General features: G+C 71.4%; 26 protein-coding genes. 20 read left to right on the top strand and 6 right to left on the bottom strand.

What is annotated here, in order from left to right; genetic code table 11:
• Window positions 1–176: 176 nt before the first annotated feature.
• The 4 genes from KUM38_RS36780 (at window position 177) to KUM38_RS36765 (ending at window position 3,582) form a co-directional block, all read left to right on the top strand.
• Window positions 177–1,130 (top strand): heme o synthase, encoded by a 954-nt coding sequence (locus KUM38_RS36780; protein ID WP_217136266.1) that lies wholly within the window; start codon window positions 177–179, stop codon window positions 1,128–1,130.
• A gap of 93 nt (window positions 1,131–1,223) precedes the next feature.
• Window positions 1,224–1,556 (top strand): hypothetical protein, encoded by a 333-nt coding sequence (locus KUM38_RS36775; RefSeq protein WP_217136264.1) that lies wholly within the window; start codon window positions 1,224–1,226, stop codon window positions 1,554–1,556.
• A 166-nt stretch (window positions 1,557–1,722) separates the two neighbouring features.
• Window positions 1,723–2,829 carry an amidohydrolase family protein gene (locus KUM38_RS36770; RefSeq protein ID WP_217136262.1) on the top strand — a complete coding sequence of 369 codons (1,107 nt, stop codon included), beginning with the start codon at window positions 1,723–1,725 and terminating at the stop codon, window positions 2,827–2,829.
• An 18-nt stretch (window positions 2,830–2,847) separates the two neighbouring features.
• Complete coding sequence (locus KUM38_RS36765) at window positions 2,848–3,582, top strand: nucleotidyltransferase domain-containing protein (RefSeq protein WP_217136260.1); 735 nt, start codon at window positions 2,848–2,850, stop codon at window positions 3,580–3,582.
• Here the strand turns inward: KUM38_RS36765 and KUM38_RS36760 are convergent.
• From KUM38_RS36760 to KUM38_RS36745, 4 genes are all read right to left on the bottom strand, one after another.
• Window positions 3,540–4,562, bottom strand: a complete 1,023-nt coding sequence (locus tag KUM38_RS36760; RefSeq protein WP_217136258.1) for a heme A synthase — start codon at window positions 4,560–4,562, stop codon at window positions 3,540–3,542. The genes KUM38_RS36765 and KUM38_RS36760 overlap by 43 nt on opposite strands.
• A 108-nt stretch (window positions 4,563–4,670) precedes the next feature.
• Window positions 4,671–5,441, bottom strand: coding sequence for an ABC transporter permease (locus KUM38_RS36755; RefSeq protein ID WP_217136256.1), 771 nt, complete (start codon window positions 5,439–5,441; stop codon window positions 4,671–4,673).
• Complete coding sequence (locus tag KUM38_RS36750) at window positions 5,438–6,361, bottom strand: ABC transporter ATP-binding protein (RefSeq protein ID WP_217136253.1); 924 nt, start codon at window positions 6,359–6,361, stop codon at window positions 5,438–5,440. The genes KUM38_RS36755 and KUM38_RS36750 overlap by 4 nt, the downstream gene beginning before the upstream one ends.
• Window positions 6,362–6,392: 31 nt before the next feature.
• Window positions 6,393–7,205 (bottom strand): aminoglycoside N(3)-acetyltransferase, encoded by an 813-nt coding sequence (locus KUM38_RS36745; RefSeq protein ID WP_217136252.1) that lies wholly within the window; start codon window positions 7,203–7,205, stop codon window positions 6,393–6,395.
• A 161-nt stretch (window positions 7,206–7,366) separates the two neighbouring features.
• On the opposite strand from KUM38_RS36745, the gene KUM38_RS36740 reads away from it, so the two are divergent.
• From KUM38_RS36740 to KUM38_RS36680, 13 genes are all read left to right on the top strand, one after another.
• Window positions 7,367–8,080 carry a metalloregulator ArsR/SmtB family transcription factor gene (locus KUM38_RS36740; RefSeq protein WP_217136250.1) on the top strand — a complete coding sequence of 238 codons (714 nt, stop codon included), beginning with the start codon at window positions 7,367–7,369 and terminating at the stop codon, window positions 8,078–8,080.
• Window positions 8,077–9,498, top strand: a complete 1,422-nt coding sequence (sufB, locus tag KUM38_RS36735) for a Fe-S cluster assembly protein SufB (protein ID WP_217136248.1) — start codon at window positions 8,077–8,079, stop codon at window positions 9,496–9,498. Before KUM38_RS36740 ends, sufB begins: the two co-directional genes overlap by 4 nt.
• A 56-nt stretch (window positions 9,499–9,554) precedes the next feature.
• Window positions 9,555–10,739, top strand: a complete 1,185-nt coding sequence (sufD, locus tag KUM38_RS36730) for a Fe-S cluster assembly protein SufD (protein WP_217136246.1) — start codon at window positions 9,555–9,557, stop codon at window positions 10,737–10,739.
• Window positions 10,736–11,053, top strand: a complete 318-nt coding sequence (locus KUM38_RS36725; protein ID WP_217136243.1) for a non-heme iron oxygenase ferredoxin subunit — start codon at window positions 10,736–10,738, stop codon at window positions 11,051–11,053. The genes sufD and KUM38_RS36725 overlap by 4 nt, the downstream gene beginning before the upstream one ends.
• 7 nt (window positions 11,054–11,060) lie before the next feature.
• Window positions 11,061–11,825: a Fe-S cluster assembly ATPase SufC gene (gene sufC / locus KUM38_RS36720; protein ID WP_217136242.1), complete on the top strand. Its 765-nt coding sequence runs from the start codon at window positions 11,061–11,063 to the stop codon at window positions 11,823–11,825.
• A complete protein-coding gene (locus tag KUM38_RS36715) occupies window positions 11,822–13,078 on the top strand; it encodes a cysteine desulfurase (RefSeq protein ID WP_217136241.1) in 1,257 nt (418 codons plus the stop codon). Before sufC ends, KUM38_RS36715 begins: the two co-directional genes overlap by 4 nt.
• A gap of 11 nt (window positions 13,079–13,089) precedes the next feature.
• Window positions 13,090–13,554: a Fe-S cluster assembly sulfur transfer protein SufU gene (gene sufU, locus KUM38_RS36710; RefSeq protein ID WP_217136240.1), complete on the top strand. Its 465-nt coding sequence runs from the start codon at window positions 13,090–13,092 to the stop codon at window positions 13,552–13,554.
• Window positions 13,551–13,883: a metal-sulfur cluster assembly factor gene (locus tag KUM38_RS36705; RefSeq protein WP_004989638.1), complete on the top strand. Its 333-nt coding sequence runs from the start codon at window positions 13,551–13,553 to the stop codon at window positions 13,881–13,883. Before sufU ends, KUM38_RS36705 begins: the two co-directional genes overlap by 4 nt.
• A gap of 86 nt (window positions 13,884–13,969) precedes the next feature.
• Window positions 13,970–14,290, top strand: coding sequence for a multidrug efflux SMR transporter (locus KUM38_RS36700; protein ID WP_217136239.1), 321 nt, complete (start codon window positions 13,970–13,972; stop codon window positions 14,288–14,290).
• A gap of 101 nt (window positions 14,291–14,391) precedes the next feature.
• On the top strand, window positions 14,392–15,381 hold the full coding sequence (dapD, locus tag KUM38_RS36695; RefSeq protein WP_217136238.1) for a 2,3,4,5-tetrahydropyridine-2,6-dicarboxylate N-succinyltransferase: 990 nt from the start codon (window positions 14,392–14,394) through the stop codon (window positions 15,379–15,381).
• Window positions 15,382–15,518: 137 nt separating this feature from the next.
• A complete protein-coding gene (locus tag KUM38_RS36690; RefSeq protein ID WP_217136237.1) occupies window positions 15,519–15,758 on the top strand; it encodes a hypothetical protein in 240 nt (79 codons plus the stop codon).
• Between the two features lie 135 nt (window positions 15,759–15,893).
• Complete coding sequence (locus KUM38_RS36685) at window positions 15,894–16,454, top strand: SigE family RNA polymerase sigma factor (protein ID WP_217136836.1); 561 nt, start codon at window positions 15,894–15,896, stop codon at window positions 16,452–16,454.
• A complete protein-coding gene (locus KUM38_RS36680; protein ID WP_217136236.1) occupies window positions 16,451–17,677 on the top strand; it encodes a WD40 repeat domain-containing protein in 1,227 nt (408 codons plus the stop codon). Before KUM38_RS36685 ends, KUM38_RS36680 begins: the two co-directional genes overlap by 4 nt.
• Window positions 17,678–17,683: 6 nt before the next feature.
• Here the strand turns inward: KUM38_RS36680 and dapA are convergent, their stop codons facing one another.
• Window positions 17,684–18,577, bottom strand: coding sequence for a 4-hydroxy-tetrahydrodipicolinate synthase (gene dapA / locus KUM38_RS36675; protein ID WP_217136234.1), 894 nt, complete (start codon window positions 18,575–18,577; stop codon window positions 17,684–17,686).
• A gap of 130 nt (window positions 18,578–18,707) precedes the next feature.
• Here dapA and KUM38_RS36670 point away from each other — a divergent pair, with 130 nt between their 5' ends.
• Entirely contained in the window at window positions 18,708–19,124 is a 417-nt protein-coding gene (locus tag KUM38_RS36670; protein WP_217136232.1) for a phage holin family protein, read from the top strand.
• Window positions 19,121–19,483 (top strand): DUF3618 domain-containing protein, encoded by a 363-nt coding sequence (locus KUM38_RS36665; RefSeq protein ID WP_217136230.1) that lies wholly within the window; start codon window positions 19,121–19,123, stop codon window positions 19,481–19,483. Before KUM38_RS36670 ends, KUM38_RS36665 begins: the two co-directional genes overlap by 4 nt.
• A gap of 119 nt (window positions 19,484–19,602) precedes the next feature.
• Here KUM38_RS36665 and KUM38_RS36660 read toward each other — a convergent pair whose 3' ends face one another.
• On the bottom strand, window positions 19,603–21,429 hold the full coding sequence (locus tag KUM38_RS36660; protein WP_217136228.1) for an endonuclease/exonuclease/phosphatase family protein: 1,827 nt from the start codon (window positions 21,427–21,429) through the stop codon (window positions 19,603–19,605).
• 184 nt (window positions 21,430–21,613) lie between these two features.
• Between KUM38_RS36660 and KUM38_RS36655 the strand changes: the two genes are divergently transcribed.
• Window positions 21,614–23,053 (top strand): hypothetical protein, encoded by a 1,440-nt coding sequence (locus KUM38_RS36655; protein WP_217136226.1) that lies wholly within the window; start codon window positions 21,614–21,616, stop codon window positions 23,051–23,053.
• Window positions 23,054–23,114 lie beyond the last annotated feature (61 nt).

Genomic DNA, 23,114 nt, shown 5'->3' with positions numbered 1-23,114 from the left:
TACGGAGCCGCTCATCCGGGTGCTCAATCGAGCTTCGAGGTGCACCTCGGAGGGGGTCTTCCAACACGAGCGGACCCCCGCGAATGTCCGGGACTGGGCAACGTCTACAGTGGCGTGGTACGCGCGAGCCTTTACCCCCGCTTCACACGGGGAGGCTTGCTGGAATCTCTGTAGGGGTGTGCGTGACGGCCGTTGAATCCCGTCCAGCGGGGGTGCTGGGGACGAGTCAGAGCCCTGCCCATCGGCCGTTCGGGGCCCGTGTGATGGCATTCGTGGCTCTCACCAAGCCGCGGATCATCGAGCTGCTGCTCATCACCACCGTCCCGGTGATGTTCCTGGCGCAGCAGGGGGTGCCCGACCTGACGCTGGTGCTGCTGACCTGTGTCGGCGGCTACCTGTCGGCGGGCGGCGCCAACGCGCTGAACATGTACATCGACCGCGACATCGACGCGCTGATGGACCGCACCTCGCAGCGTCCGCTGGTGACCGGCATGGTCAGCCCGCGCGAGTGCCTGGCCTTCGGCATCACCCTGGCGGTCGTGTCGACCCTGCTCTTCGGGCTGACCGTCAACTGGCTGTCCGCGTGGCTCTCCCTCGGCGCACTCCTCTTCTACGTCGTCGTCTACACGATGATCCTCAAACGGCGTACGTCGCAGAACATCGTGTGGGGCGGCATCGCCGGCTGCATGCCGGTGCTGATCGGCTGGTCCGCGGTCACCGACTCGCTGTCGTGGGCGCCGGTCATCCTCTTCCTCGTCATCTTCTTCTGGACGCCGCCGCACTACTGGCCGCTGTCCATGAAGGTGAAGGACGACTACGCGCGCGTCGGCGTGCCGATGCTGCCGGTCATCGCCGGCAACAAGACGGTCGCCAAGCAGATCGTGCTCTACAGCTGGGTCATGGTCGCGGTGTCGCTGCTGCTCACCCCGCTCGGCTACACCGGCTGGTTCTACACGGCGGTCGCCCTGGCGGCGGGCGGCTGGTGGCTGTGGGAGGCGCACGCCCTGCTGAACCGCGCGAAGGCCGAGGTGACGGGCGGCAAGCTGAAGGAGATGCGCCTGTTCCACTGGTCCATCACCTATGTGTCGCTGCTCTTCGTGGCCGTCGCGGTGGACCCGTTCCTGCGGTAACCGCTCTTCACACGCCGATCGGGCGGGGCACGTGGCCAAGGCCACGGACCCCGCCCGTCGCCGTTCGATCTACCCGTCGGTAGCATCCTGGTCATGGCAGACACGCAGCAGGTGGACCCGAAGGCCGAGCAGAAGGCGGCCCGGCTCGCCAAGCAGATCAGCGGCTTCGCCAAGGCGCACGGCGGCGCCGAGGGCCAGGTCGCGTACCTCGGACAGCGCGGCGCCCGCATCGTCCTCGTCGGCGAGGACGGCGACTGGGGCGACGTGTTCGCCCCGTCCGTGGAGATCGCCGAGAAGGCCGTCGAGAAGGCGGGCATCACCGTCCACGAGAACTTCGACGGCGAGTTCGCGTCGAAGGTGAGGACGGGCCCGTACGAGTGGAGCCGCATGGCGGGCATCCAGGTCGGCGGCCCGTCCAACGGCTGAGCGGCAGCCGGCCCGGGGCGCGGGGGCGCACCGGTGTGCGGCTCCGCCGCGTGGGTGCGATCGATCACGGACGGCCCGCACCCGGCAGACGCGCGACCTCTTCCGGGGTTCACCCGTTAGGACGGGTGAAGCACCGACACACGGTCCCGTCCCGGGGGAGCTCCGGATGATCGAAACACCCTCACTCGTGGACCAGCACTGCCACGGAGTGCTCCGCACGGAACTGGGCCTCGGCACCTTCGAGGCCCAGCTCGCCCGCACCGAGGGCCCACCCGCCCCCGGCACCACCCTCTTCGACACCCAGACCGGCTTCGCCGTACGCCGCTGGTGCCCGCCCCTGCTCGGTCTGGAGCCGCACTGCCCGCCCGCCCGGTACCTCGCCCGGCGCCGTGAACTCGGCGTGCTCGAGGCCGGGCGCCGGCTGCTGCGCGGCAGCGGCATCACCGCCTACCTCGTCGACACCGGGCTGCCCGGCGACCTCACCGGACCCACCGAGCTGGGCATGGCCGGGGACGCCGAGGCACACGAGATCGTCCGCCTGGAACAGCTCGCCGAACAGGTCGCCGACACCTCCGGCACCGTCGAGTCCTTCCTCGCCAACCTCGCCGAGTCCGTGCACGGCGCCGCCGCGCACGCCGTCGCCTTCACCTCCGTCGCCGGCGTACGGCACGGCCTGGCGCTCGCCCCCGAGCCGCCCGGACCGGGCGAGGTACGCGGCGCGGCGGGGCGCTGGCTGGCCGCACGCCGGGCCGGGGACGAACTGAGCGACCCCGTGCTGCTCCGGCATCTGCTGTGGATCGCCGTCGCCTCGGGCCGGCCCGTCCAGCTCCACGCCGGTCTCGCCGCACCGGGCGCCCGCATCGACCGCACCGACCCGGTCCTGCTCGCCGACTTCGTCCGGGCCACCGCCGGTCTCGGCACCGACCTCGTGCTGCTGCACGGCTACCCGTACCACCGCCACGCCGCCCACCTCGCCGGCGTCTTCCCGCACGTCTACGCCGACTGCGGCGCCGCCCTGGTCCGCACCGGTGCCCGCGCGGCGACCGTCCTCGCGGAGATCCTGGAACTCGCCCCCTTCGGCAAGATCCTCTTCTCCAGCGGCGCCCGCGGCCTCCCCGAGCTGCACGTGGTCGGCGCCCATCTGTTCCGCGAGGCCCTCGGCCGGGTGCTCGGCACCTGGGTCGCCGAGGGCGCGTGGTCGCTGGACGACGCGCAGCGGGTGGCCGGTCTGATCGCCTCGGGGAACGCGGGCCGGGTGTACGGACTGCGCTGAGGCGTGAAGACTGGGCGGATGCCGACCGACGCCCTGCTCGACCGCTTCCTCACCGGCCTGGCGCCGCTCACCCCCGTCGCCGTGTGGGCGCACGGCTCACTGGCCGGCGGCGACTACGTGGAGGGCCGCAGCGACCTGGACGTGATCGCGGTCCTGGACCACCCGGTCACGGCCCGGACGGTGTGGCGCGTCGCGCTGCTGCACGCGCGGCTGCGGGCCGAGCCGCTCGCCGACCGGCTGCACTGCACCTACCTGACGCCGGACACCGCGGCGGGCGCCGGGCGGCGCCACCTGACCTGGGCGCACGAGCAGCTTTTCAAGCGCCCCGTCACCCCGGTCACCCGGACCGAGCTGCACGCCTTCGGCCGGGTCCTGCACGGGGTGCCGCCCGCGGACGCACTGCCGCCGGTGCCGGACGGCGAACTCGCCGCCTTCGTGGTGCGCGACCAGCGCGACTACTGGCGGCGGGAGGTGGACCGGGCCGCCAACTGGACCCAGGACGTGTGGGTCGACCTGGGCCTGCTGACCTTCGCCCGCGCCACCGTCACCCTCCGCGAGGGCCGCCTGATCACCAAGCGGGAGGCCCTGGACGTCCTGCCCGGCCTCGGTGCGCCCGGCGAGGTCGTCGAGGACGTCCGGAGGCGGCGCTACGGCGATGCCGCGCCGCCCGCCGAGGAGTGGACCGCCCGCCGGGCCCGGCTGACCCGGGACTACCTGGGACCGGCGATCGACGCGCTGGTGGCGGGCTCCTGAGCAGCCGGTACGGCCGGGGCCGTCGCCTCCGGGCGCTCGCGCAGCGACAGCAGCACGCGCAGCACCCAGATCCACATCACGCACGAGCCGAACATGTGCAGGCCGACCAGGACCTCGGGGAGGTCGGTGAAGTACTGGACGTAGCCGATGGCACCCTGCGCGAGCAGGATCAGGAACAGCTCGCGGGTACGGGCCAGGGGCCCCTCGGGGGCGTCGACCGCCTTCAGGACGAACCACAGGGCGAACGTCAGCGTCACCACGATCCACGCCAGTACGGCGTGCAGCTTGCTGACCGTCTCCCAGTCGAGCGGCATCCGCGGGACGTCGCTGGAGTCGCCCGCGTGCGGGCCCGCGCCGGTGACCACCGTGCCGACCGCGATCAGCAGCGCGGAGGCGGCCACCATGGACCACACCAGCTGCTGCACGGCCTTGCCGACCAGCGGCCGGGGCTCCGCGTCGCCCTCCCGGGTGCGCTGCCACATCACCGTGGCGACCGCGATCAGCGCGGTGGAGAGCAGGAAGTGCGCCGCGACCGTGTACGGGTTCAGGCCGACGAGGACCACGATGCCACCGAGGATCGCGTTGCCCATGACGACCCAGAACTGCGCCCAGCCCAGCCGGGTCAGGCCGCGCCGGTACGGCTTCTCCGAGCGGGCGGCGATGATCGCCCAGCCGACGGCGGCGCACAGCACGTACGTCAGCAGGCGGTTGCCGAACTCGATGACGCCGTGCAGGCCCATCTCGCTGGTCGTGGTGAGCGAGTCGTCGGTGCACTTGGGCCAGGTCGGGCAGCCCAGGCCGGAGCCGGTCAGCCGTACGGCACCGCCGGTGACCACGATGACGACCGCCATGACGAGCGCGGTGAGGGCCGCCCGCCGGACGGTCCGGGGATCCGGGGTCCAGCGTGCGGCGATGAAGGCGAGCGGGTTGCGCAGGGCCGCCTGGGCGTCGGCGCGGGTCACGTTTGGCACGCGTCCCATCGTAGGACGCCGCTTGTGCACGCTTTCACGAGGGTCCGTCCTGGCCGGGGGAGGCCGCGCGCCCCGGCGTTCGCGGGGTGCCTCCCCGGAGGGGGTGCCCCCGGCCCACTACTCCCAGCGGAAGAGCCGCCCGGCCGCCGCGAGACCCGCGACCGCCCACACGGCGAGGATCCCGAGGCTGCCCCACGGTGTTCCGGCCCCGTGCTGGAGCACGTCCCGCAGACCCTCCGACAGCGCGGAGATCGGCAGCAGGCCCAGCACGTCCTGCGCCGCGTCCGGGAACCTGTCCAGCGGTACGACCACCCCGCCGCCGACGAGCAGCAGCAGGAACACCAGGTTGGCGGCGGCGAGCGTCGCCTCGGCCTTCAGGGTGCCCGCCATCAGCAGGCCGAGCCCGGAGAAGGCGGCGGTGCCGAGGACCAGCAGCAGGAACACGGAGAAGGGGTCGCCCTGCGGGGACCAGCCGAGCGCGAGGGCGATCACCGTCACGAGGATCACCTGGAGGACCTCGGTGACCAGCACCGACAGCGTCTTCGCGGTCATCAGGCCCCAGCGCGGCAGCGGTGACGAGGCCAGTCGCTTCAGCACGCCGTACCGGCGCTCGAAGCCGGTCGCGATGGCCTGCCCGGTGAACGCCGTCGACATCACCGCGAGCGCGAGGACGCCCGGGGCGAGGAAGTCCACCGCCTCGCCCTCTCCGGTGTCCACGACGTCCACGGTGCTGAACAGCACCAGCAGCAGCGTGGGGATGATCACCGTCAGCAGCAGCTGCTCGCCGTTGCGCAGCAGCATCTTCGTCTCGAGCGCGGCCTGCGCGGCGATCATGCGGGCCAGGGGTGCCGCGCCCGGCTTCGGTGAGTAGGTGCCGGTGGCCGTCACGAGCGCAGCTCCTTGCCGGTGAGCTCCAAAAAGACATCTTCGAGGGTGTGCCGTTCCACCGAGATCCGGTCCGGCATCACCCCGTGCTGCGCGCACCAGGACGTCACCGTGGCGAGCAGCTGCGGGTCGACCCGGCCGACGATCCGGTACGAGCCCGGGGCCACCTCGGCGCCCGAGGAGTCGGCGGGCAGCGCCTTCAGCAGGGACGTCACGTCCAGCCCCGGCCGTCCGGAGAAGCGGAGCGTGTTCTCGGCGCCGCCCTTGCACAGCTCCTCGGGGGAGCCCTGGGCGATCACCCGGCCGGCGTCGATGATCGCCACGTCGTCGGCGAGCTGCTCGGCCTCGTCCATGTGGTGGGTGGTGAGGATGGCGGAGACGCCGTCCGCGCGCAGATCCCGGACCAGGTCCCAGGTGGCGCGGCGGGCCTGCGGGTCGAGGCCGGCGGTTGGCTCGTCCAGGAACACCAGCTCCGGGCGCCCCACCACGGCCATGGCGAGGGCGAGCCGCTGCTGCTGGCCGCCGGAGAGCCGCCGGTACGTCGTACGGCCGCAGGAGCCGAGCCCGAGGCGCTCGATCAGCGCGTCCACGTCCAGCGGATGCGCGTGCAGCTTCGCCACGTGCCGGAGCATCTCGTCCGCCCGCGCGCCCGAGTAGACGCCGCCGGACTGGAGCATCACCCCGACGCGGGGCCGCAGCGCCGCGGACTGCTTCACCGGGTCGAGGCCCAGGACGCGCACCGTGCCGGAATCCGGCCGCCGGTACCCCTCGCAGGTCTCGACCGTGGTCGTCTTGCCCGCCCCGTTGGGGCCGAGCACGGCGGTCACGCCCTGCCGGGCCACCAGGTCGAGGCCGTCCACCGCGGTCTTCGTGCCGTACCGCTTCACCAGGGCCTGCACCTGGACCACGGGCTCACTTCGCATGGGTCACGAGTCTAGGGAGGCGACCGGGGCCTCAGACCGCGGGGTGCTGGATCCCCTCCTCACGGGGGCGGTGGACCGGCAGCCAGCGCTCGGCGTAGGCCACCGCGTCCGCCAGGGGGAACAGCCGCGCCTCGGCCGCCCCGACCCGGCCGCGCACGACGGGACGGTCCCGTTCGAAGTCGTGCCCCAGTTCGTCGAAGCGCTCGGAGGTGATCGACACCTCGGTGACCGTCTCCCAGCCGTCCGGGCCGGGGCGGCCCACCTCGACGAGCGGGGACGGGACGCGGTACTCGGCGAGGTGGAAGCCGGTGCAGGTGTCGTACCCGGTGCCGAGCAGCAGCACCCGCGCGCCGAGCCGCTCCAGCGCGGCCAGCGGGCTCCGCTCGCCGAGGCGGCAGTCGGGCGCGTGCCCTGCCGTGATCTCCGCCGCGCGGGCGCCGACCGCCGCGAACGACGTCTGGGGGTGCGCGCTTCGCACCGCGCCCGGCCAGGTCCGTACGGTCTCCGGGATCACCCCGACCCCGCGCGAGGGCGTGGTCGGCGGGTCGTAGGCGGGCATGGTCGCCCGGACGGTCTCCCACCACTCCTCGGGCACCGGCGGTGCCTGCCACAGCGCCGGGTCGGAGAGGTCGCCGGACTGGGTGGGGACCACCAGCGTGCCGTCCGGACCCAGCGTGTCCAGCAGCGCCCGGACGACCGTGACCGGTCCGCCGTTGACCCAGCCCAGGGAGCTGAGCGAGGTGTGCGCGAGGAGGGTCTCGCCGGGGCGCACACCGAGCTCGCGCAGCTGCGCGGTGAGGGTGTCGCGGGTGACAAGAGGGCCGGTCGGAGGGGGTGTGGGCATGGTCCGGGAGTGTCCCCGAGGACGCCGCCGGACGCCACCGGTTTGATCGATCAAAGATCGTTTCCGCAGGTCACGTTAGGTATGCCTAAGTGATGCAGCGCACTTTCGGGCCGTCCGGGCGCGGCTTGCCCGGCTCGGATGAATTACGCAACAATGGCGTTGTGAAAAACGTTGGCGAGGCTCCCCACGAGGAACTGGCAACCGGTGAGCGGTCCACCCGCAACCGCGTCGCCCGCTCCGTCCTGGACCACGGCCCGTCGACCGTCGCCGAACTCGCCGAGCGGCTCGGCCTCACCCAGGCGGCCGTACGCCGGCACCTGGACGCGCTGGCCGCCGACAACGTCGTGGAAGCACGCGAGCGGCGCGTCTACGGCGCGCGCACGCGCGGGCGCCCGGCCAAGGTGTTCGCCCTCACCGACTGCGGGCGGGACGCCTTCGACCAGTCGTACGACACACTGGCCGTGGACGCCCTGCGGTGGATCGGTGAGCGGGAGGGCGGCGACGAGGCGATCGCCGCGTTCGCCCGCGCCCGGATCGCCGCCCAGGCGGACGCGTACCGCAAGGCGGTCGAGGCCGCGGCCCCCGAGGACCGGACGGAAGCCCTGGCCAAGGCCCTCAGCGCGGACGGGTACGCTGCGACTGCGCGCAGCGCGCCGGTCGGTGAGCAGCTCTGCCAGCACCACTGCCCGGTCGCCCACGCCGCCGAGAAGTTTCCGCAGCTGTGCGAGGCCGAGACGGAATTTTTCGCCGAGCTTCTCGGTACGCATGTGCAGCGACTGGCCACCATCGCGCACGGCGACGGCGTCTGCACGACGTTCATCCCCAAGATTTCCCACCACGCATCTGAAAGCACGTCCGGGAGGAACCCCGCATGACTCTCCCCACGGAGACTGCCCACCCCGAGCTGGAGGGTCTGGGCAACTACGAATACGGCTGGGCCGACCGTGACGAGGCCGGTGCGTCGGCGCGCCGCGGCCTGAACGAGGAAGTCGTCCGGGACATCTCCGCGAAGAAGGACGAGCCGGAGTGGATGACCAAGCTCCGCCTCAAGGGCCTGCGCCTGTTCGAGAAGAAGCCCATGCCGAACTGGGGCTCCGACCTCTCCGGCATCGACTTCGACAACATCAAGTACTTCGTGCGGTCCACGGAGAAGCAGGCGGAGTCCTGGGAGGACCTGCCCGAGGACATCAAGAACACCTACGACAAGCTGGGCATCCCGGAGGCCGAGAAGAAGCGCCTCGTCGCCGGTGTCGCCGCCCAGTACGAGTCGGAGGTCGTCTACCACCAGATCCGCGAGGACCTGGAGGAGCAGGGCGTCATCTTCCTCGACACCGACACCGCCCTGAAGGAGCACCCGGAGCTCTTCAAGGAGTACTTCGGCACGGTCATCCCGGTCGGCGACAACAAGTTCGCGTCGCTGAACTCCGCGGTGTGGTCCGGCGGCTCCTTCATCTACGTCCCGCCGGGCGTGCACGTCGAGATCCCGCTCCAGGCCTACTTCCGGATCAACACCGAGAACATGGGCCAGTTCGAGCGGACCCTGATCATCGTCGACGAGGGTGCCTACGTGCACTACGTCGAGGGCTGCACCGCCCCGATCTACAAGAGCGACTCGCTGCACTCCGCGGTCGTCGAGATCATCGTCAAGAAGAACGCCCGCTGCCGCTACACGACCATCCAGAACTGGTCGAACAACGTCTACAACCTGGTCACCAAGCGCGCCGTGGCCTACGAGGGCGCGACCATGGAGTGGGTCGACGGCAACATCGGCTCCAAGGTGACGATGAAGTACCCGGCCGTCTACCTGATGGGCGAGCACGCCAAGGGCGAGACGCTGTCCATCGCCTTCGCCGGCGAGGGCCAGCACCAGGACGCGGGCGCCAAGATGGTCCACATGGCCCCGAACACCTCGTCCAACATCGTCTCCAAGTCGGTGGCGCGCGGCGGTGGCCGCACCTCCTACCGCGGTCTGATCGAGATCGGCGAGGGGGCCCCGGGCTCCAAGTCCAACGTGCTCTGCGACGCGCTGCTCGTCGACACCATCTCCCGCTCGGACACCTACCCCTACGTGGACGTCCGCGAGGACGACGTGTCCATGGGCCACGAGGCGACCGTCTCCAAGGTCTCCGAGGACCAGCTCTTCTACCTGATGAGCCGAGGCCTGAGCGAGTTCGAGGCGATGGCGATGATCGTGCGCGGCTTCGTCGAGCCGATCGCCAAGGAACTGCCGATGGAGTACGCGCTCGAGCTCAACCGGCTGATCGAGCTGCAGATGGAAGGCGCGGTCGGCTAGCACCACGCCGTTCCGTCAAGCCCCTTAAGCAAAGGAAAGCGAGCACTACGACAGCCATGGCTGAGGCTCAGAACATCCCCGTGGGTTCCACCACCGCGGGCTCGATCGCGGTCGCCGCCGAGTCGACCGTCGCCACCCGGATGAGCGCGCCCCCGTCCTTCGACGTGGCGGACTTCCCCGTCCCCCACGGCCGTGAGGAGGAGTGGCGGTTCACCCCGCTGGAGCGGCTGCGCGGCCTGCACGACGGCACCGCCACCGCCACCGACGGGGGCGTCAAGGTCACCGTCGAGGCGCCCGAGGGCGTCACCGTCGAGACCGTCGGCCGCGACGACGCGCGGCTCGGCCGCGCCGGCGCCCCGGTGGACCGCGTCGCCGCCCAGGCGTACTCCGCCTTCGAGCGGGCCTCGGTCGTGACCGTGCCGAAGGAGACCGTCCTCACCGAGCCGATCCGCATCGCGGTGCACGGCGAGGGCGGCACCGCCTACGCCCACCAGGTGATCGAGCTCGGCGCCTTCGCCGAGGCGGTCGTGGTCATCGACCACACCGGTGACGCGGTGCTCGCCGCAGGCGTCGAGTACGTCCTCGGCGACGGCGCCAAGCTGACCGTCGTCTCCGTCCAGGACTGGGACGACAAGGCCGTCCACGTGGGCCAGCACAACGCCCTCGTCGGCCGCGACGCCTCCTTCAAGTCGGTCGTCGTCACCTTCGGCGGCGACGTGGTCCGCCTCCACCCGCGCGTCGTCTACGCCGGCCCCGGCGGCGAGGCCGAGCTGTACGGCCTGTACTTCACCGACGCCGGCCAGCACCAGGAGCACCGCCTCCTGGTCGACCACAACGTCCCGCACTGCAAGTCGAACGTCGCCTACAAGGGCGCGCTCCAGGGCGACGACGCGCACGCCGTGTGGATCGGTGACGTGCTCATCGAGGCCAAGGCCGAGGGCACCGACACCTACGAGATGAACCGCAACCTGGTCCTCACCGACGGCGCCCGCGTCGACTCCGTGCCCAACCTGGAGATCGAGACCGGCGAGATCGTCGGCGCCGGCCACGCCTCCGCGACCGGCCGCTTCGACGACGAGCAGCTCTTCTACCTGATGGCCCGAGGCATCGCCGAGCAGGACGCCCGCCGTCTGGTGGTCCGCGGCTTCTTCGCCGAACTCGTCCAGCAGATCGGCGTCCCGGACATCGAGGAGCGCCTGATCGCCAAGATCGAGGAGGAGCTGGAGGCGGCGGTCGCATGACCTTCGTACGCGCCTGCGGGCTGAGCGAGCTGGAGGAGGACACCCCGAAGCGGGTGGAACTCGACGGCACGCCGGTCTCCCTCGTGCAGACCGAGGGGGAGGTGTTCGCGATCCACGACATCTGCTCGCACGCGAACGTCTCCCTCGCGGAGGGCGAGGTGGACGACTGCCACATCGAGTGCTGGCTGCACGGCTCGCGTTTCGACCTCCGTTCCGGCAAGCCCGACGCCCTTCCGGCGACGCGCCCCGTCCCCGTATACCCCGTAAAGATCGAAGGGGACGACGTGCTCGTCTCCCTCACCCAGGAGTCCTGAGGCACCCATGGCAACGCTTGAAATCCGAGACCTGCACGTCACCGTCGAGGCCGACAACGCCACGAAGGAGATCCTCAAGGGCGTCGACCTCACCGTGAAGCAGGGCGAGACGCACGCCATCATGGGCCCCAACGGCTCGGGCAAGTCGACCCTCGCCTACGCGCTCGCGGGTCACCCCAAGTACACGATCTCCGGCGGCGCCGTCACCCTCGACGGTGAGGACGTCCTGGAGATGTCCGTCGACGAGCGCGCCCGCGCCGGCCTGTTCCTCGCCATGCAGTACCCGGTCGAGGTCCCCGGCGTCTCCGTCTCCAACTTCCTGCGCACCTCAGCCACCGCGATCCGCGGCGAGGCCCCCAAGCTGCGCACCTGGGTGAAGGAGGTCAAGGAGGCCATGGAGCGCCTCAACATGGACCCCGCCTTCGCCGAGCGCAACGTCAACGAGGGCTTCTCCGGCGGTGAGAAGAAGCGCCACGAGATCCTCCAGCTCGAGCTGCTCAAGCCGAAGATCGCGATCCTCGACGAGACCGACTCCGGTCTGGACGTCGACGCCCTGCGCATCGTCTCCGAGGGCGTCAACCGCGTCCGCGAGTCCGGCGAGGTCGGCACCCTGCTGATCACGCACTACACGCGCATCCTGCGCTACATCAAGCCCGACCACGTCCATGTGTTCGCCGGCGGCCGCATCGTCGAGTCCGGCGGCCCCGAGCTCGCGGACAAGCTGGAGAACGAGGGCTACGAGGCATACGTGAAGGGTGGCGCATCCGAGTGACACAGCTGCCGGGCCTCCTCGACACCGAGGCGATCCGCAAGGACTTCCCCATCCTGGACCGGCAGGTCCACGACGGGCGGAAGCTCGTGTACCTGGACAACGCGGCGACCAGCCAGAAGCCGCGCCAGGTGCTGGACGCCCTGAGCGAGTACTACGAGCGCTACAACGCCAACGTCCACCGCGGTGTGCATGTGCTCGCCGAGGAGGCCACGGCGCTGTACGAGGGCGCGCGCGACAAGGTCGCGGAGTTCATCAACGCGCCCTCGCGCGACGAGGTGATCTTCACCAAGAACGCCTCCGAGTCGCTCAACCTCGTGGCCAACATGCTCGGCTGGGCCGACGAGCCCTACCGGGTGGACCACGAGACCGAGATCGTCATCACGGAGATGGAGCACCACTCCAACATCGTGCCGTGGCAGCTGCTCGCGCAGCGCACGGGCGCGAAGCTGAAGTGGTTCGGCCTCACCGACGACGGCCGGCTCGACCTGTCCAACATCGACGAGGTCATCACCGAGAAGACGAAGATCGTCTCCTTCGTGCTGGTCTCCAACATCCTGGGCACGGTCAACCCGGTCGAGGCGATCGTGCGCCGCGCCCAGGAGGTCGGCGCGCTGGTCTGCATCGACGCCTCCCAGGCCGCGCCGCACATGCCCATGGACGTCCAGGCCCTCCAGGCCGACTTCGTGGCCTTCACCGGCCACAAGATGTGCGGCCCGACCGGCATAGGCGTGCTCTGGGGCCGCCAGGAGCTGCTGGAGGACCTGCCTCCGTTCCTCGGCGGCGGCGAGATGATCGAGACCGTGTCGATGAGCTCGTCGACCTACGCGCCGGCCCCGCACAAGTTCGAGGCGGGCACCCCGCCGATCGCCCAGGCGGTCGGTCTCGGCGCGGCGATCGACTACCTGTCGGCCATCGGCATGGACAAGATCCTCGCCCACGAGCACGCCATCACCGAGTACGCGGTCAAGCGCCTGGCCGAGGTCCCGGACCTGCGCATCATCGGCCCCGCCACGGCCGAGGACCGGGGAGCGGCGATCTCGTTCACGCTCGGCGACATCCACCCGCACGACGTGGGCCAGGTCCTCGACGAACAGGGCATCGCGGTCCGCGTGGGTCATCACTGCGCCCGCCCCGTCTGCCTGCGGTACGGAATTCCTGCGACCACGCGAGCGTCGTTCTATCTGTACTCCACGCCGGCCGAGATCGACGCACTGGTCGACGGCCTGGAGCACGTACGGAACTTCTTCGGATGAGGGGCTGAGGCGTGAAGCTGGACTCCATGTACCAGGACGTCATCCTGGACCACTACAAGAACCCGCACGGGCGTGGTCTGAGGGACGGCGACGCCGAGGTGCACCACGTCAACCCGACGTGCGGCGACGAGATCACGCTCCGCGTGAAGTACGACGGCACGACGATCAGCGACGTCAGCTACGAGGGGCAGGGCTGTTCCATCAGCCAGGCCTCCGCCTCCGTGCTGAACGACCTGCTGGTCGGCAAGGACCTGGCCGAGGCGCAGAAGATCCAGGCGACCTTCCTGGAACTGATGCAGTCCAAGGGGAAGATCGAGCCCGACGACGCGATGGAGGAGGTCCTGGAGGACGCGGTCGCGTTCGCCGGGGTCTCCAAGTACCCGGCCCGGGTGAAGTGCGCCCTCCTCAGCTGGATGGCGTGGAAGGACGCGACGGCCCAGGCGCTGGGCGCCGACGCCGAAAGGACAACGGCATGAGCGAGACCGTGGAGATGAAGCCGGCCTCGGAGGAGGAGCTCCGCGAGGCCCTGATGGACGTCGTCGACCCCGAGCTGGGCATCGACGTCGTCAACCTGGGCCTGATCTACGGCATCCACGTCGACGACTCCAATGTGGCGACCGTCGACATGACCCTGACCTCCGCGGCCTGCCCGCTGACGGACGTCATCGAGGACCAGGCCAAGTCCGCCACGGACGGTCTGGTCAGCGAGTTGCGCATCAACTGGGTCTGGATGCCGCCGTGGGGCCCCGACAAGATCACGGACGACGGCCGTGAGCAGCTGCGGGCGCTGGGCTTCAACGTCTGAGCGAGCGGTTCGACGAGTGGCCCCCGGTGCGAGGTGAAGCCGGGGGCCGCTTCGCGTGCGGTCGTCCCTGGCTACGATCGGCCGTCATGGGGTACGCACTGCTCGCCGGAGCCATCGCAGCGGAAGTGGTCGGGACGACCGCCATGAAGTACAGCGAGGGGTTCACCCGGCTGTGGCCCTCGGTCGTCACCGTCGCCGGGTACCTGGTGGCGTTCGCGCTGCTCGCGCAGACCCTGAGGACCCTGTCGGTCGGAACGGCGTACGCCATCTGGTCGGGGGTCGGGACGGCCGCCATCGCGGTGATCGGCACGATGTTCCTGGGCGAGGGACTCACCGTCGCCAAGGCCGGCGGCATCGCGCTGATCATCGCCGGAGTGGTGGTGCTCAACCTGGGCGGGGCGCACTGACCGGTGCCGGCCGGCGGGGCGGGCCGCCCGCGCGGACCGCACGCCGAGACGAGGTCCGCACCGGTTCGCGTCCGTGGCCACCGGTTGGTTAGGTTGCCCTCATGACCGACACGACTGCTCACAGCACCTCCGGCGCGGTGGCCGCCGGCCTCGCCACCATCGCCGCCGACGGCACCGTCCTCGACACCTGGTTCCCCGCCCCCGTCCTGGCCGACGAGCCCGGCCCGTCCGGCACCGAGCGGCTCTCCGCCGAGCAGGCCGCGGAACTCCTGGGCGGCGGGGCCACCGCGGCGGTCGGCCCGGACGCCCGCCGGGGCGTCGAGGTGGTCGCGGTCCGTACGGTCATCTCGTCGCTGGCCGAGAAGCCGGTCGACGCGCACGACGTCTACCTGCGCCTGCACCTGCTCTCGCACCGCCTGGTCCGGCCGCACGGCCAGAACCTGGACGGCATCTTCGGCTTCCTCGCCAACGTCGCCTGGACCTCGCTGGGCCCGGTCGCCGTGGACGACCTCGAGAAGGTGCGGCTCAACGCCCGTGCCGAGGGCCTGCACCTGGCCGTGACGTCCGTCGACAAGTTCCCCCGCATGACGGACTACGTCGCCCCCAAGGGCGTCCGCATCGCCGACGCCGACCGGGTGCGGCTCGGCGCGCACCTCGCCGAGGGCACCACCGTCATGCACGAGGGCTTCGTCAACTTCAACGCCGGCACGCTCGGCACGTCGATGGTCGAGGGCCGCATCTCGGCCGGTGTCGTCATCGGCGACGGCTCCGACATCGGCGGCGGCGCCTCCACCATGGGCACCCTGTCCGGCGGCGGCAACGTGCGCATCACCATCGGCGAGCGCTGCCTGGTCGGCGCCGAGGCGGGCGTCGGCATCGCCCTCGGTGACGAGTGCGTGGTCGAGGCCGGCCTGTACGTCACCGCGGGTACCCGCGTCACCATGCCCGACGGCCAGATCGTCAAGGCCCGTGAACTGTCCGGCGCCTCCCACATCCTCTACCGCCGCAACTCCGTCACCGGCACGGTCGAGGCCCGCCCGAACAACGCGGTCTGGGGCGGTCTGAACGAGGTCCTGCACAGCCACAACTGAGCCGGCCGTCACCCCCGCACGCCCTCGTACGGGTTACTCCCCGTGTCTTCGGGGTCGTTTTGGCAGATGAACGGGTGGACACAGGGTCCGATCAGAAGCCGGGACGACTGACATACAGGAATGGGGACGAACGGGCGATGACAAACGAGTGGGTGTGGGGCGTGGTCCGCTGTGCGGTCGGAGTGATGGGAGTGGCGTCCGTGCTGATGCTGTGCGGCACACTGGCCAGCACCGCACACGCGGACGAGACCAACACGGCCTCCCACAACGGTCACCGCGTCGGACTGATCAACGCCAACGTCGGTCAGGTCGACGACCCCGCGGAGGACGTACTGGAACACACCCTGCTGTTCGGGGACGGGTACGCCTGGGACTGAGGGCCGATTCGGCGGTCCGGACCGCCTCTTTTTGTGTTTCCGCTGTGCGGTGGCATAGCGGGAGGCACCCGCGCGCGTCCATAGGGGAGCGGGGAGCGGACACAGGGCCCGCCCCCGGGGGAAGAGAAGGTGACGATGGATGCCCAGGCGCAGGAGAGTTTCCGGGAGTTCGTGGCGAACCGGTCGCCCGCGCTGCTGAAGACCGCGGTCCTGCTGAGCGGCGGCGACCGGCACGCGGGCGAGGACCTGCTGCAGAACGCGCTGATCAAGACGGCGGGACGCTGGCACCGCGTCGACGAACCCGAGGCGTACGTACGGCAGGTCCTCTACCGCCAGCAGATCAGCCGGTGGCGGCTGAAACGGCGCGGGAGGGAACTCAGCGTGGCCGAGCCGCCGGAACCCGGTGCGGGCGGGGACGCCGCCTCGGCCGACGCGGAGCTGCGTCTGCTGATGCGGGGTGCGCTGGCCCGGCTGACCGCGCGCCAGCGGGCCGTGCTGGTGCTGCGTTACTTCGAGGACCTGCCCGAGGCCGAGGTGGCCCGCATCCTCGGCTGCTCGGTGGGCACCGTACGGTCCACCACCCACCGTTCCCTGGCCCGGCTGCGCGCCCTCGCGCCCGAGCTGCGCGCCCTCGGCCCGTCCGAGGCCGGGGGACGGCCGTCCGGTGACTACTCGCCCATGGAGGTGCGGTCGTGAACGTCGACGAACTCGTGCGTGACGCGTTGCGTGAACAGGCGGCGGAACTGACGGCGCCCGGCCCGGGGTTCGCCGACCGGGTGCTGGCGGCACGGCGGCGGCGCCGCATGCGCGGGCTCGCCGCCGTGGCCGCCGCGACGGCGGCCGTGATCGCGGTCTCGGTGGGGGTGCCCGCGCTGGACTCCGGCGGGGAGGGGGTGCGGCCCTCGGGCGGTGGAGTGGAGCAGAGCGAGATCACCGCCCGGGCCGATCAGTCGCCGCCGCGGGACCTGCTGGCCGCCGGGGAGGTGGCGATGGCCGCGTACTTCACCACCGAGAAGGTGCGACTGGCCGAGGACCGCAGGACCTCCGAGCGCACCTACTGGCTGCTCGACCCGGGGACCGGGAAGTACGAGAAGGACGACCGGTGGTCGTTCGTCGCCGTGGCCCCCGGGCTGAGGACCGCGGCCGTGCTGGAGCGGGAGCTGCCCGCCGGGCGCATCGGGCTGCTCGACCTCGCCAGCGGTGAGGTCGAGCGGTGGATCCCGGTCGACCCCGGGGCCGCGGGCCTGGCCTTCTCGCCGGACGGCCGCAGGCTCGTGGCGACGACGTACGGCGAGAATCCCGATGTGCAGTACCGGACCGAGGACCCGGACGGGTCGGTCGGATGGCAGGCGCGGGAGATCTCGTCCCGGAACGGATTCCAGGTCATCGACGTGGCCTCGGGGACGGGGTCCTGGGCCGAGGTCGAGACCGGCGACGATCCGCTGAGCCCGGCGGGCCTCATCAACGCGCGCCAGGACTTCGCCTTCAGCGCCGACGGCCGCTTCGTCTGGGCGGGGCGGATCTCCGTGGAGATCCCCCTGGACTACTTCGACCTCGACGGCGACGCCGTCGCGCCCCCGCCCCGCGAGGCACACCGGGTCTGGCACGTCGACGCCGGTCTGTCGCCGGACGGGCGCAGGCTCGCCGGTGACTTCGCGGGGAAGTCACGGAAGACGTCCTCCTGGATCCTCGACTCCCGCACCGGGAAGCAGGTCGCCGAGGTCCGCGGGCAGCAACTGCTGGCCTGGGCCGACGGCGACTCGCTCGTCGCCTGGGACATCGGTGCCGACGGCAACGAGTTCCACCAGCGGCTGGTGCTGGTCACCGTGGGCAGCGACAAGACGGTCCCGCTGAGCGGGTTCCGGTCACCGAAGGACGACACGAAGGGGCGGTGGGAGCCGGTGTTCGCACGGCGGTGAGGTGAGTCAGGCGGCCGTCAGACCGTCGTACACCGCTCTGAGCCCGTCGGTCGTCTCCCGGTCGGCGGGCCTCAGCGGTGGGCGGGGCGGGCCCGCGGGGAGGTCCAGGGCGGTGAGGAGGGCCTTCGCGGTGACCGTGCCGGGGAGGCCGTTCGCCATCACGGCCTCGATGAGGGGGGTCATCCGCTGCTGGAGGTGCGCCGCGCGGGCCGTCTCGCCGGCGTCGAAGGCGTCCAGCACGGCGCGCGGGTGCCCGGGGACGACGTTGGCGACCGTGCTGACACAGCCGGCGCCGCCGACGGCGTAGAGGGCCAGGTTGTGTTCGTCGCAGCCCGCGTAGTACGCGAGGCCGGTGCGGGACATGACCTTCTGGGCGGCCAGGAAGTCGTAGGAGCAGTCCTTGACCGCCTGGACGCGGGGGTGCTCCGCCAGGCGGAGGAGGGTGTCCGGTTCGATGCGGACGCCGGTGCGGGACGGGATGTCGTACAGGGCGAGGGGGAGGGACGTGGCCTCCGCGACGTCGAGGAAGTGGGCCTCGATCGCGTCCTGCGGGGGCCTGCTGTAGTACGGGGCCGACACCAGGAGGGCGTCCGCGCCGGCCTTCTCCGCCTCGCGGGCCAGTTCCGTGGTGTGGAGGGTGTCGGGGGTGCCGATGCCCGCGACGATCGTCGCCCGGGTGCCGACGGCTTGGCGTACCGCCCTGATGAGGGACGACTTCTCCGCGTCGGTGGTGGTGGGGGACTCGCCCGTGGTTCCGGAGAGGACCAGGCCGTCGCAGCCGTGGGTGACCAGGTGGTCGGCCAGGTGCTGGGCGCCGTCCAGGTCGAGTGCGCCGGTGGGGGTGAACGGGGTGATCATCGCGCACAGGGTGCGGCCGAGGGGTGGGGTCCTGGAGGTCATGGGGGTAGTGTCCGACGGTCGGTTGTGAAGGTCCACTTAAATGTGGTGTCGGGTATGGGTAAGCGTTGCTTTATGGATAGCGCCGGGGCGGTGGGGGTACTCGGGGTCCCGACCCGAGAGGAGGCGCATCGTGACCGGAACCATGGAGCGACGGCCGGTTCGCGACGAGCACAGCGTGGGTGAGCTCGTCGGGCAGGCCACCGAGCAGATCTCCCGGCTCGCACGGCAGGAAGTGGCCCTCGCCAAGGAGGAACTGGCGGAGAAGGGGCGTCGTGCGGGGCGCGGCGGCGGGATGCTGGGTGCGGCGGGAGCGTTCGGCTACGCGGGGCTGCTCGCACTGGCCGGTACGGGTGTCGCCGCGCTGGACCTGGTGCTGCCGCTGTGGGCGGCGGCGCTCATCGTCACGGGGCTGCTGTTCGCCATCGCCGGTGTGCTCGCTCTCGCCGGTCGCGGACAGTTGCGCCGGGCCACGCCGCCCAAACCCGAGCGGACCATGGGCAGCGTGAAGGCCGATGTCGAGGAGATCAAGGGAAGGGCGCACCGATGACGCACGACGTGAGGCGCGCGGGGGCCCGGTCGGGGGCCCATGTGGACGCGAACGCGGAGGCCGCGGCGACGGGGCGGGGGGCCAAGGGGCCGGACGAACTGCGGCGGCAGATCGAGCGGACCCGGCACGAACTCGGCGACACCGTCGAGGAGTTGGCCGGGAAGATGGACATCAAGGGGAGGGCGCGGGCGCGGGCCGAGGATCTTCGGGACCGGGCCGGGGCGATGACCGTGCAGATGCGGAGCAGCGCGGCGCACGCCGGGGAGGCCGGCATGCGGTACCGCAAGCCGGTGATGATCGCCGGTGCGGTGGTCGCGGTCGTCGTGGGTGCGGTGATGGTGCGGCGCCATCGTTGTTGAAGCGGCGCCACCCGCGGCGCGGCGTTCGGCCGAGGGGCGCGTGGCGCCCTCGACCGGTGGGTGGGGCGGTGAGGGGACGGGGTACTGTCCCCTCACCGCCGTGGGCGGCTACGCGTGCGCTACGGCCGGAAGCGGAGCACCTGCGGGTCGTGGTCGCTGATCTGGTCGTGGAACTCCGCGTTGATGTGCACGCTGTCGTACGCGAAGGTGCCGCGGCGGATCGACGGGCTGATCAGGATCTGGTCCAGGGCCTGGCTGTTGCCCTGGTAGACGTACGAGTAGCGCTCGCTCCGGGGGAGGGACTTGATCGCCGACCAGAGGGTGCCCCTGCCTTCGAGGAGCTCGGTGGTCTCCGAGAACTCGAAGTCGTTGATGTCGCCCAGGGCCACCACGTCGGCGTTCTTCTGGGTCTTGAGGATCTTCGCGGTGAAGTCGTGGACCGCCTTCGCCTGGAGGTGGCGCTGGGTCTCCGAGCTGCGGGACGGGGGCTGGTACTGGGCGGTCAGGCCCTGGTCGCCGCCCTTCGACGCGAAGTGGTTGGCTATGACGATGACCGTGCGGCCCCGGAAGGTGAACTCGCCGGCGAGGGGCTTGCGGCTGTTGTCGAAGGCCTCGGAGGCCGGGTCGATCCGGCCCGGGGAGAGGGTCAGGGCCGCCTTGCCGCGGACCTTCGTGACGTCGGTGGCCGTGGTGGCGTCGCCGCCCGCGCGGTCGGTGAACGAGACCCGGGCGGGGTTGAAGAGGAAGGCCTGGCGGATGTTGCCGCCCGGTTCGCCGCCGTCCTGCTTGTCGGCGGGGTCGACGGAGCGCCAGTCGTAGCGGGGGCCGCCGGCCGCCTCGATGGCCTCGATCAGCTTGGTCATCGTCAGGTCGGCGGCGACCGTGCCGTCGTCGGTGGCGCCGTTGTTGTCCTGGATCTCCTCCAGGGACACGATGTCGGGCGACTTGAGGTTGTCCACGATCGCGGCGGCGTGGGCGGCGAAGGTGTCGTCGCCGGGGTCGAGGTTCTCGACGTTGTAGGTGGCGACGGCCAGTTCGGTGCCGCGCTGCTCGCGGGTCGTCTCGCGCTGGAGGTCCGCGCTCTCGAGCGTGCCCAGCTTGCCGGCCACGAGGGTGTAGCCGCCGTACTGGTTGTAGTCCAGGGGGCCCTCGGTGGTGCCGGCGAGGGTGTCGCCGACGTTCGCGTCGGGGAAGTCGGACGCCTTGCCCAGCGACTGGATCTGGAGACGGCCGGTGTTCTGGGCGTCGTAGGAGCCGTAGACCGTGCCGCCCCGGTGGTTGCGGTGCTCGTGGGGCTTCACCGTGACCCAGAGTTCGGTGTACGGGTCGGTGGCGCCCACCACACGGGTGTCGGAGACCTGGACGTTCATGCCCTCCAGGGACTCGTAGAAGTCCAGGGCGTACCGGGTGGGGCGCAGGGGGAGCGCGTTGATCGAGCCGCCTGCGGCGGGGTCGCCCGCGGGGGTGTAGGCGGCGGGGACGGAGCGGGCGTCGACGGTGGTGGCGGCCGGGAGCGGGTTGCCGCTGGAGGTGACCGTGAACGTGGGGCGGGTGATCTCCGTCAGGGACTGGTTGCCCGAGGACGTGCCGCCGGGGACGTACTCCGAGACCGTGCCGGAGACGGTGACGGCGTCGCCGACCGCCACACCCTTCGGGGTGGAGCTCGTGAAGACGAAGACGCCCTCGCTGGTGGCCGGGTCGGCGTCCGGGGCGGGGTCCTGGATCCAGAAGCCGCGGGACGAGCCGTAGGTGCGGATGCCGGTGACGACGCCGGTCACGTCGGTGACCTGCTGGCCCGCCAGCGGCGAGATACGGGTGTCGCCCTGGACGTCGTGGATGCGCACGGTGTCGGCGTGCGCGGGCGACGTGAGGACGACGGTGGACGCCGCGGAACACACGGCGGCGACGGTGAGCGCGGCGAGGCGCGCGGACGACTTGCTCGGCAAGGGATTCCCTCCGGGAACGTATGACCCGCCCATTTCTACGCGCGTCAATCTCCAGCCAGGCCGGGTCACTTGTCAAGGTTTCGGCCATGTACGGCGACTGAAGGGGAGATGAAGCGGGCGGCATGGGTGGAAATCCGTCTAGGCTGAGCGGCTGAGTCGTTAACGGGCCTAGGAGAAAAAGCCGATGTCAGACAGCTCCATCCTGCCGCCTGCGCGGCTGCGTCCCGAAGCGGAGCTGGCGCGCGACGCCCTGTCCACCCCGGTGCTCTCCCGGGCCGCCAGGCTCGCCCGCTGGGCCGGACCGGACACCAGGGTCGACGCCGGCGGTGGGCTCGTCGACGAGCAGGTGCCGGCGGCCGCCGCGGAGCTGGGGCTGACCGGGGAGGACGCCGCGGCCGACGCCGGTGAGGCCTGGCGCGTCGCCGTGGACGCCGGGCTCGTCGAGGTGGCCGACGAGGAGGAGGGGACCGTCGCCGCGGGGGCCGGACTGGCGCTGCTCACCGGCGGTTCGCCGCAGGACGTGCTCGGGGTGTGGCTCACGGCCCTGGAGACGGTGCTCGGTGACGCGAGCGTCCCGGACCTGGGCGGACTGGTCGACGCCATCGCCGAGGGGGAGGGTTCCGGAGAGCTCGATCTCGACGCGCTGGACTGGGACCCGGAGGCCGAGGCGGAGTTCCTGGACGGGGTGCTCGGCAATCTCTACCTGCTGACCGTGGGCGGGGAGGGCGTCGAGGGCGCGATGGTGCCGTTGCCCGGGCTGGCCGCGTCGGTGATCGTGCCCGATGACATGGCCGAGCCCACCAACGACGTCCTGGAACAGGTGTCCGACGCCATGATGCGGCTGGACGACCAGTTCCGGATGCTGGAGCCGGTCGGGCTGGTGGAGTACCGGCCGGTGGACGAGGCGCTGATGGCCGACACCGACGAGGAGCCCGCCGCCGCGCCGGTCGACGACACCGACGTCTCCCGGTACGGCATGGTGCGGCTGACCCCGCTCGGGCTGTACGGGCTGCGCGCCCGGCTGCTGGAGGCCGGGTTCGAGGCGCCCGCGGTGGGCGACCTCGTGGACAAGGGCGCGGACGCGCTGCTCGACGGCACGGCCGTCTTTCCGCCGGCCGCCGCCCACGCGGAGACCGAGCAGTGGCTGGCCCGGCGCGAACCGCTCGCCTCCGCACGCGAGTTGCTGGCGGCGGCACGGGGAGCGGACGAAGGCGCGCCGCTGCGGCGGCTGCGGTGCCAGCAGGCGCTGTCACTGGTCGGCGCCTCGGCGGAGCCCGCGCTGCGGGAGGTGCTGGACGATCCCGAACTCGGCGGCCTGGCCCGGGTGTGGCTGGCCGAGCACGGGGCGGCCGACGTACCGCCGCCGTCCGAGGCCCTGATCTTCTGGCTGACCATCGACACGGTCGCCGCCCAGCTCGCCGCCGAGGGCAACTCCGAGGAGCTGCGCTCCCTGGTGGAGGGTCTGGCGCGGCAGCACAGCGGCTTCTTCGACACGGCCTGGCGGGTGGAGCACCCGGCCACCGCGGACGTGCTGGAGGCCATGGGACGGCTGCACCCCGACAAGAGGATCGCGAAGGAAGCACGGAAGGCGGCGTTCAAGGCGCGGTCGCAGCACGGGAACTGAGCTCCGCGACGGGACCCGTGCGGTTCACGGAAGGGAGAACCTCCGTGACCCTCGGTGTTCA

The organism is Streptomyces sp. AC558_RSS880 (genome assembly GCF_019049255.1).
Taxonomy (GTDB): domain Bacteria; phylum Actinomycetota; class Actinomycetes; order Streptomycetales; family Streptomycetaceae; genus Streptomyces.
Note: the sequence above shows the minus strand (reverse complement) of the source record. Positions and strands in the feature narration are given on the sequence as shown.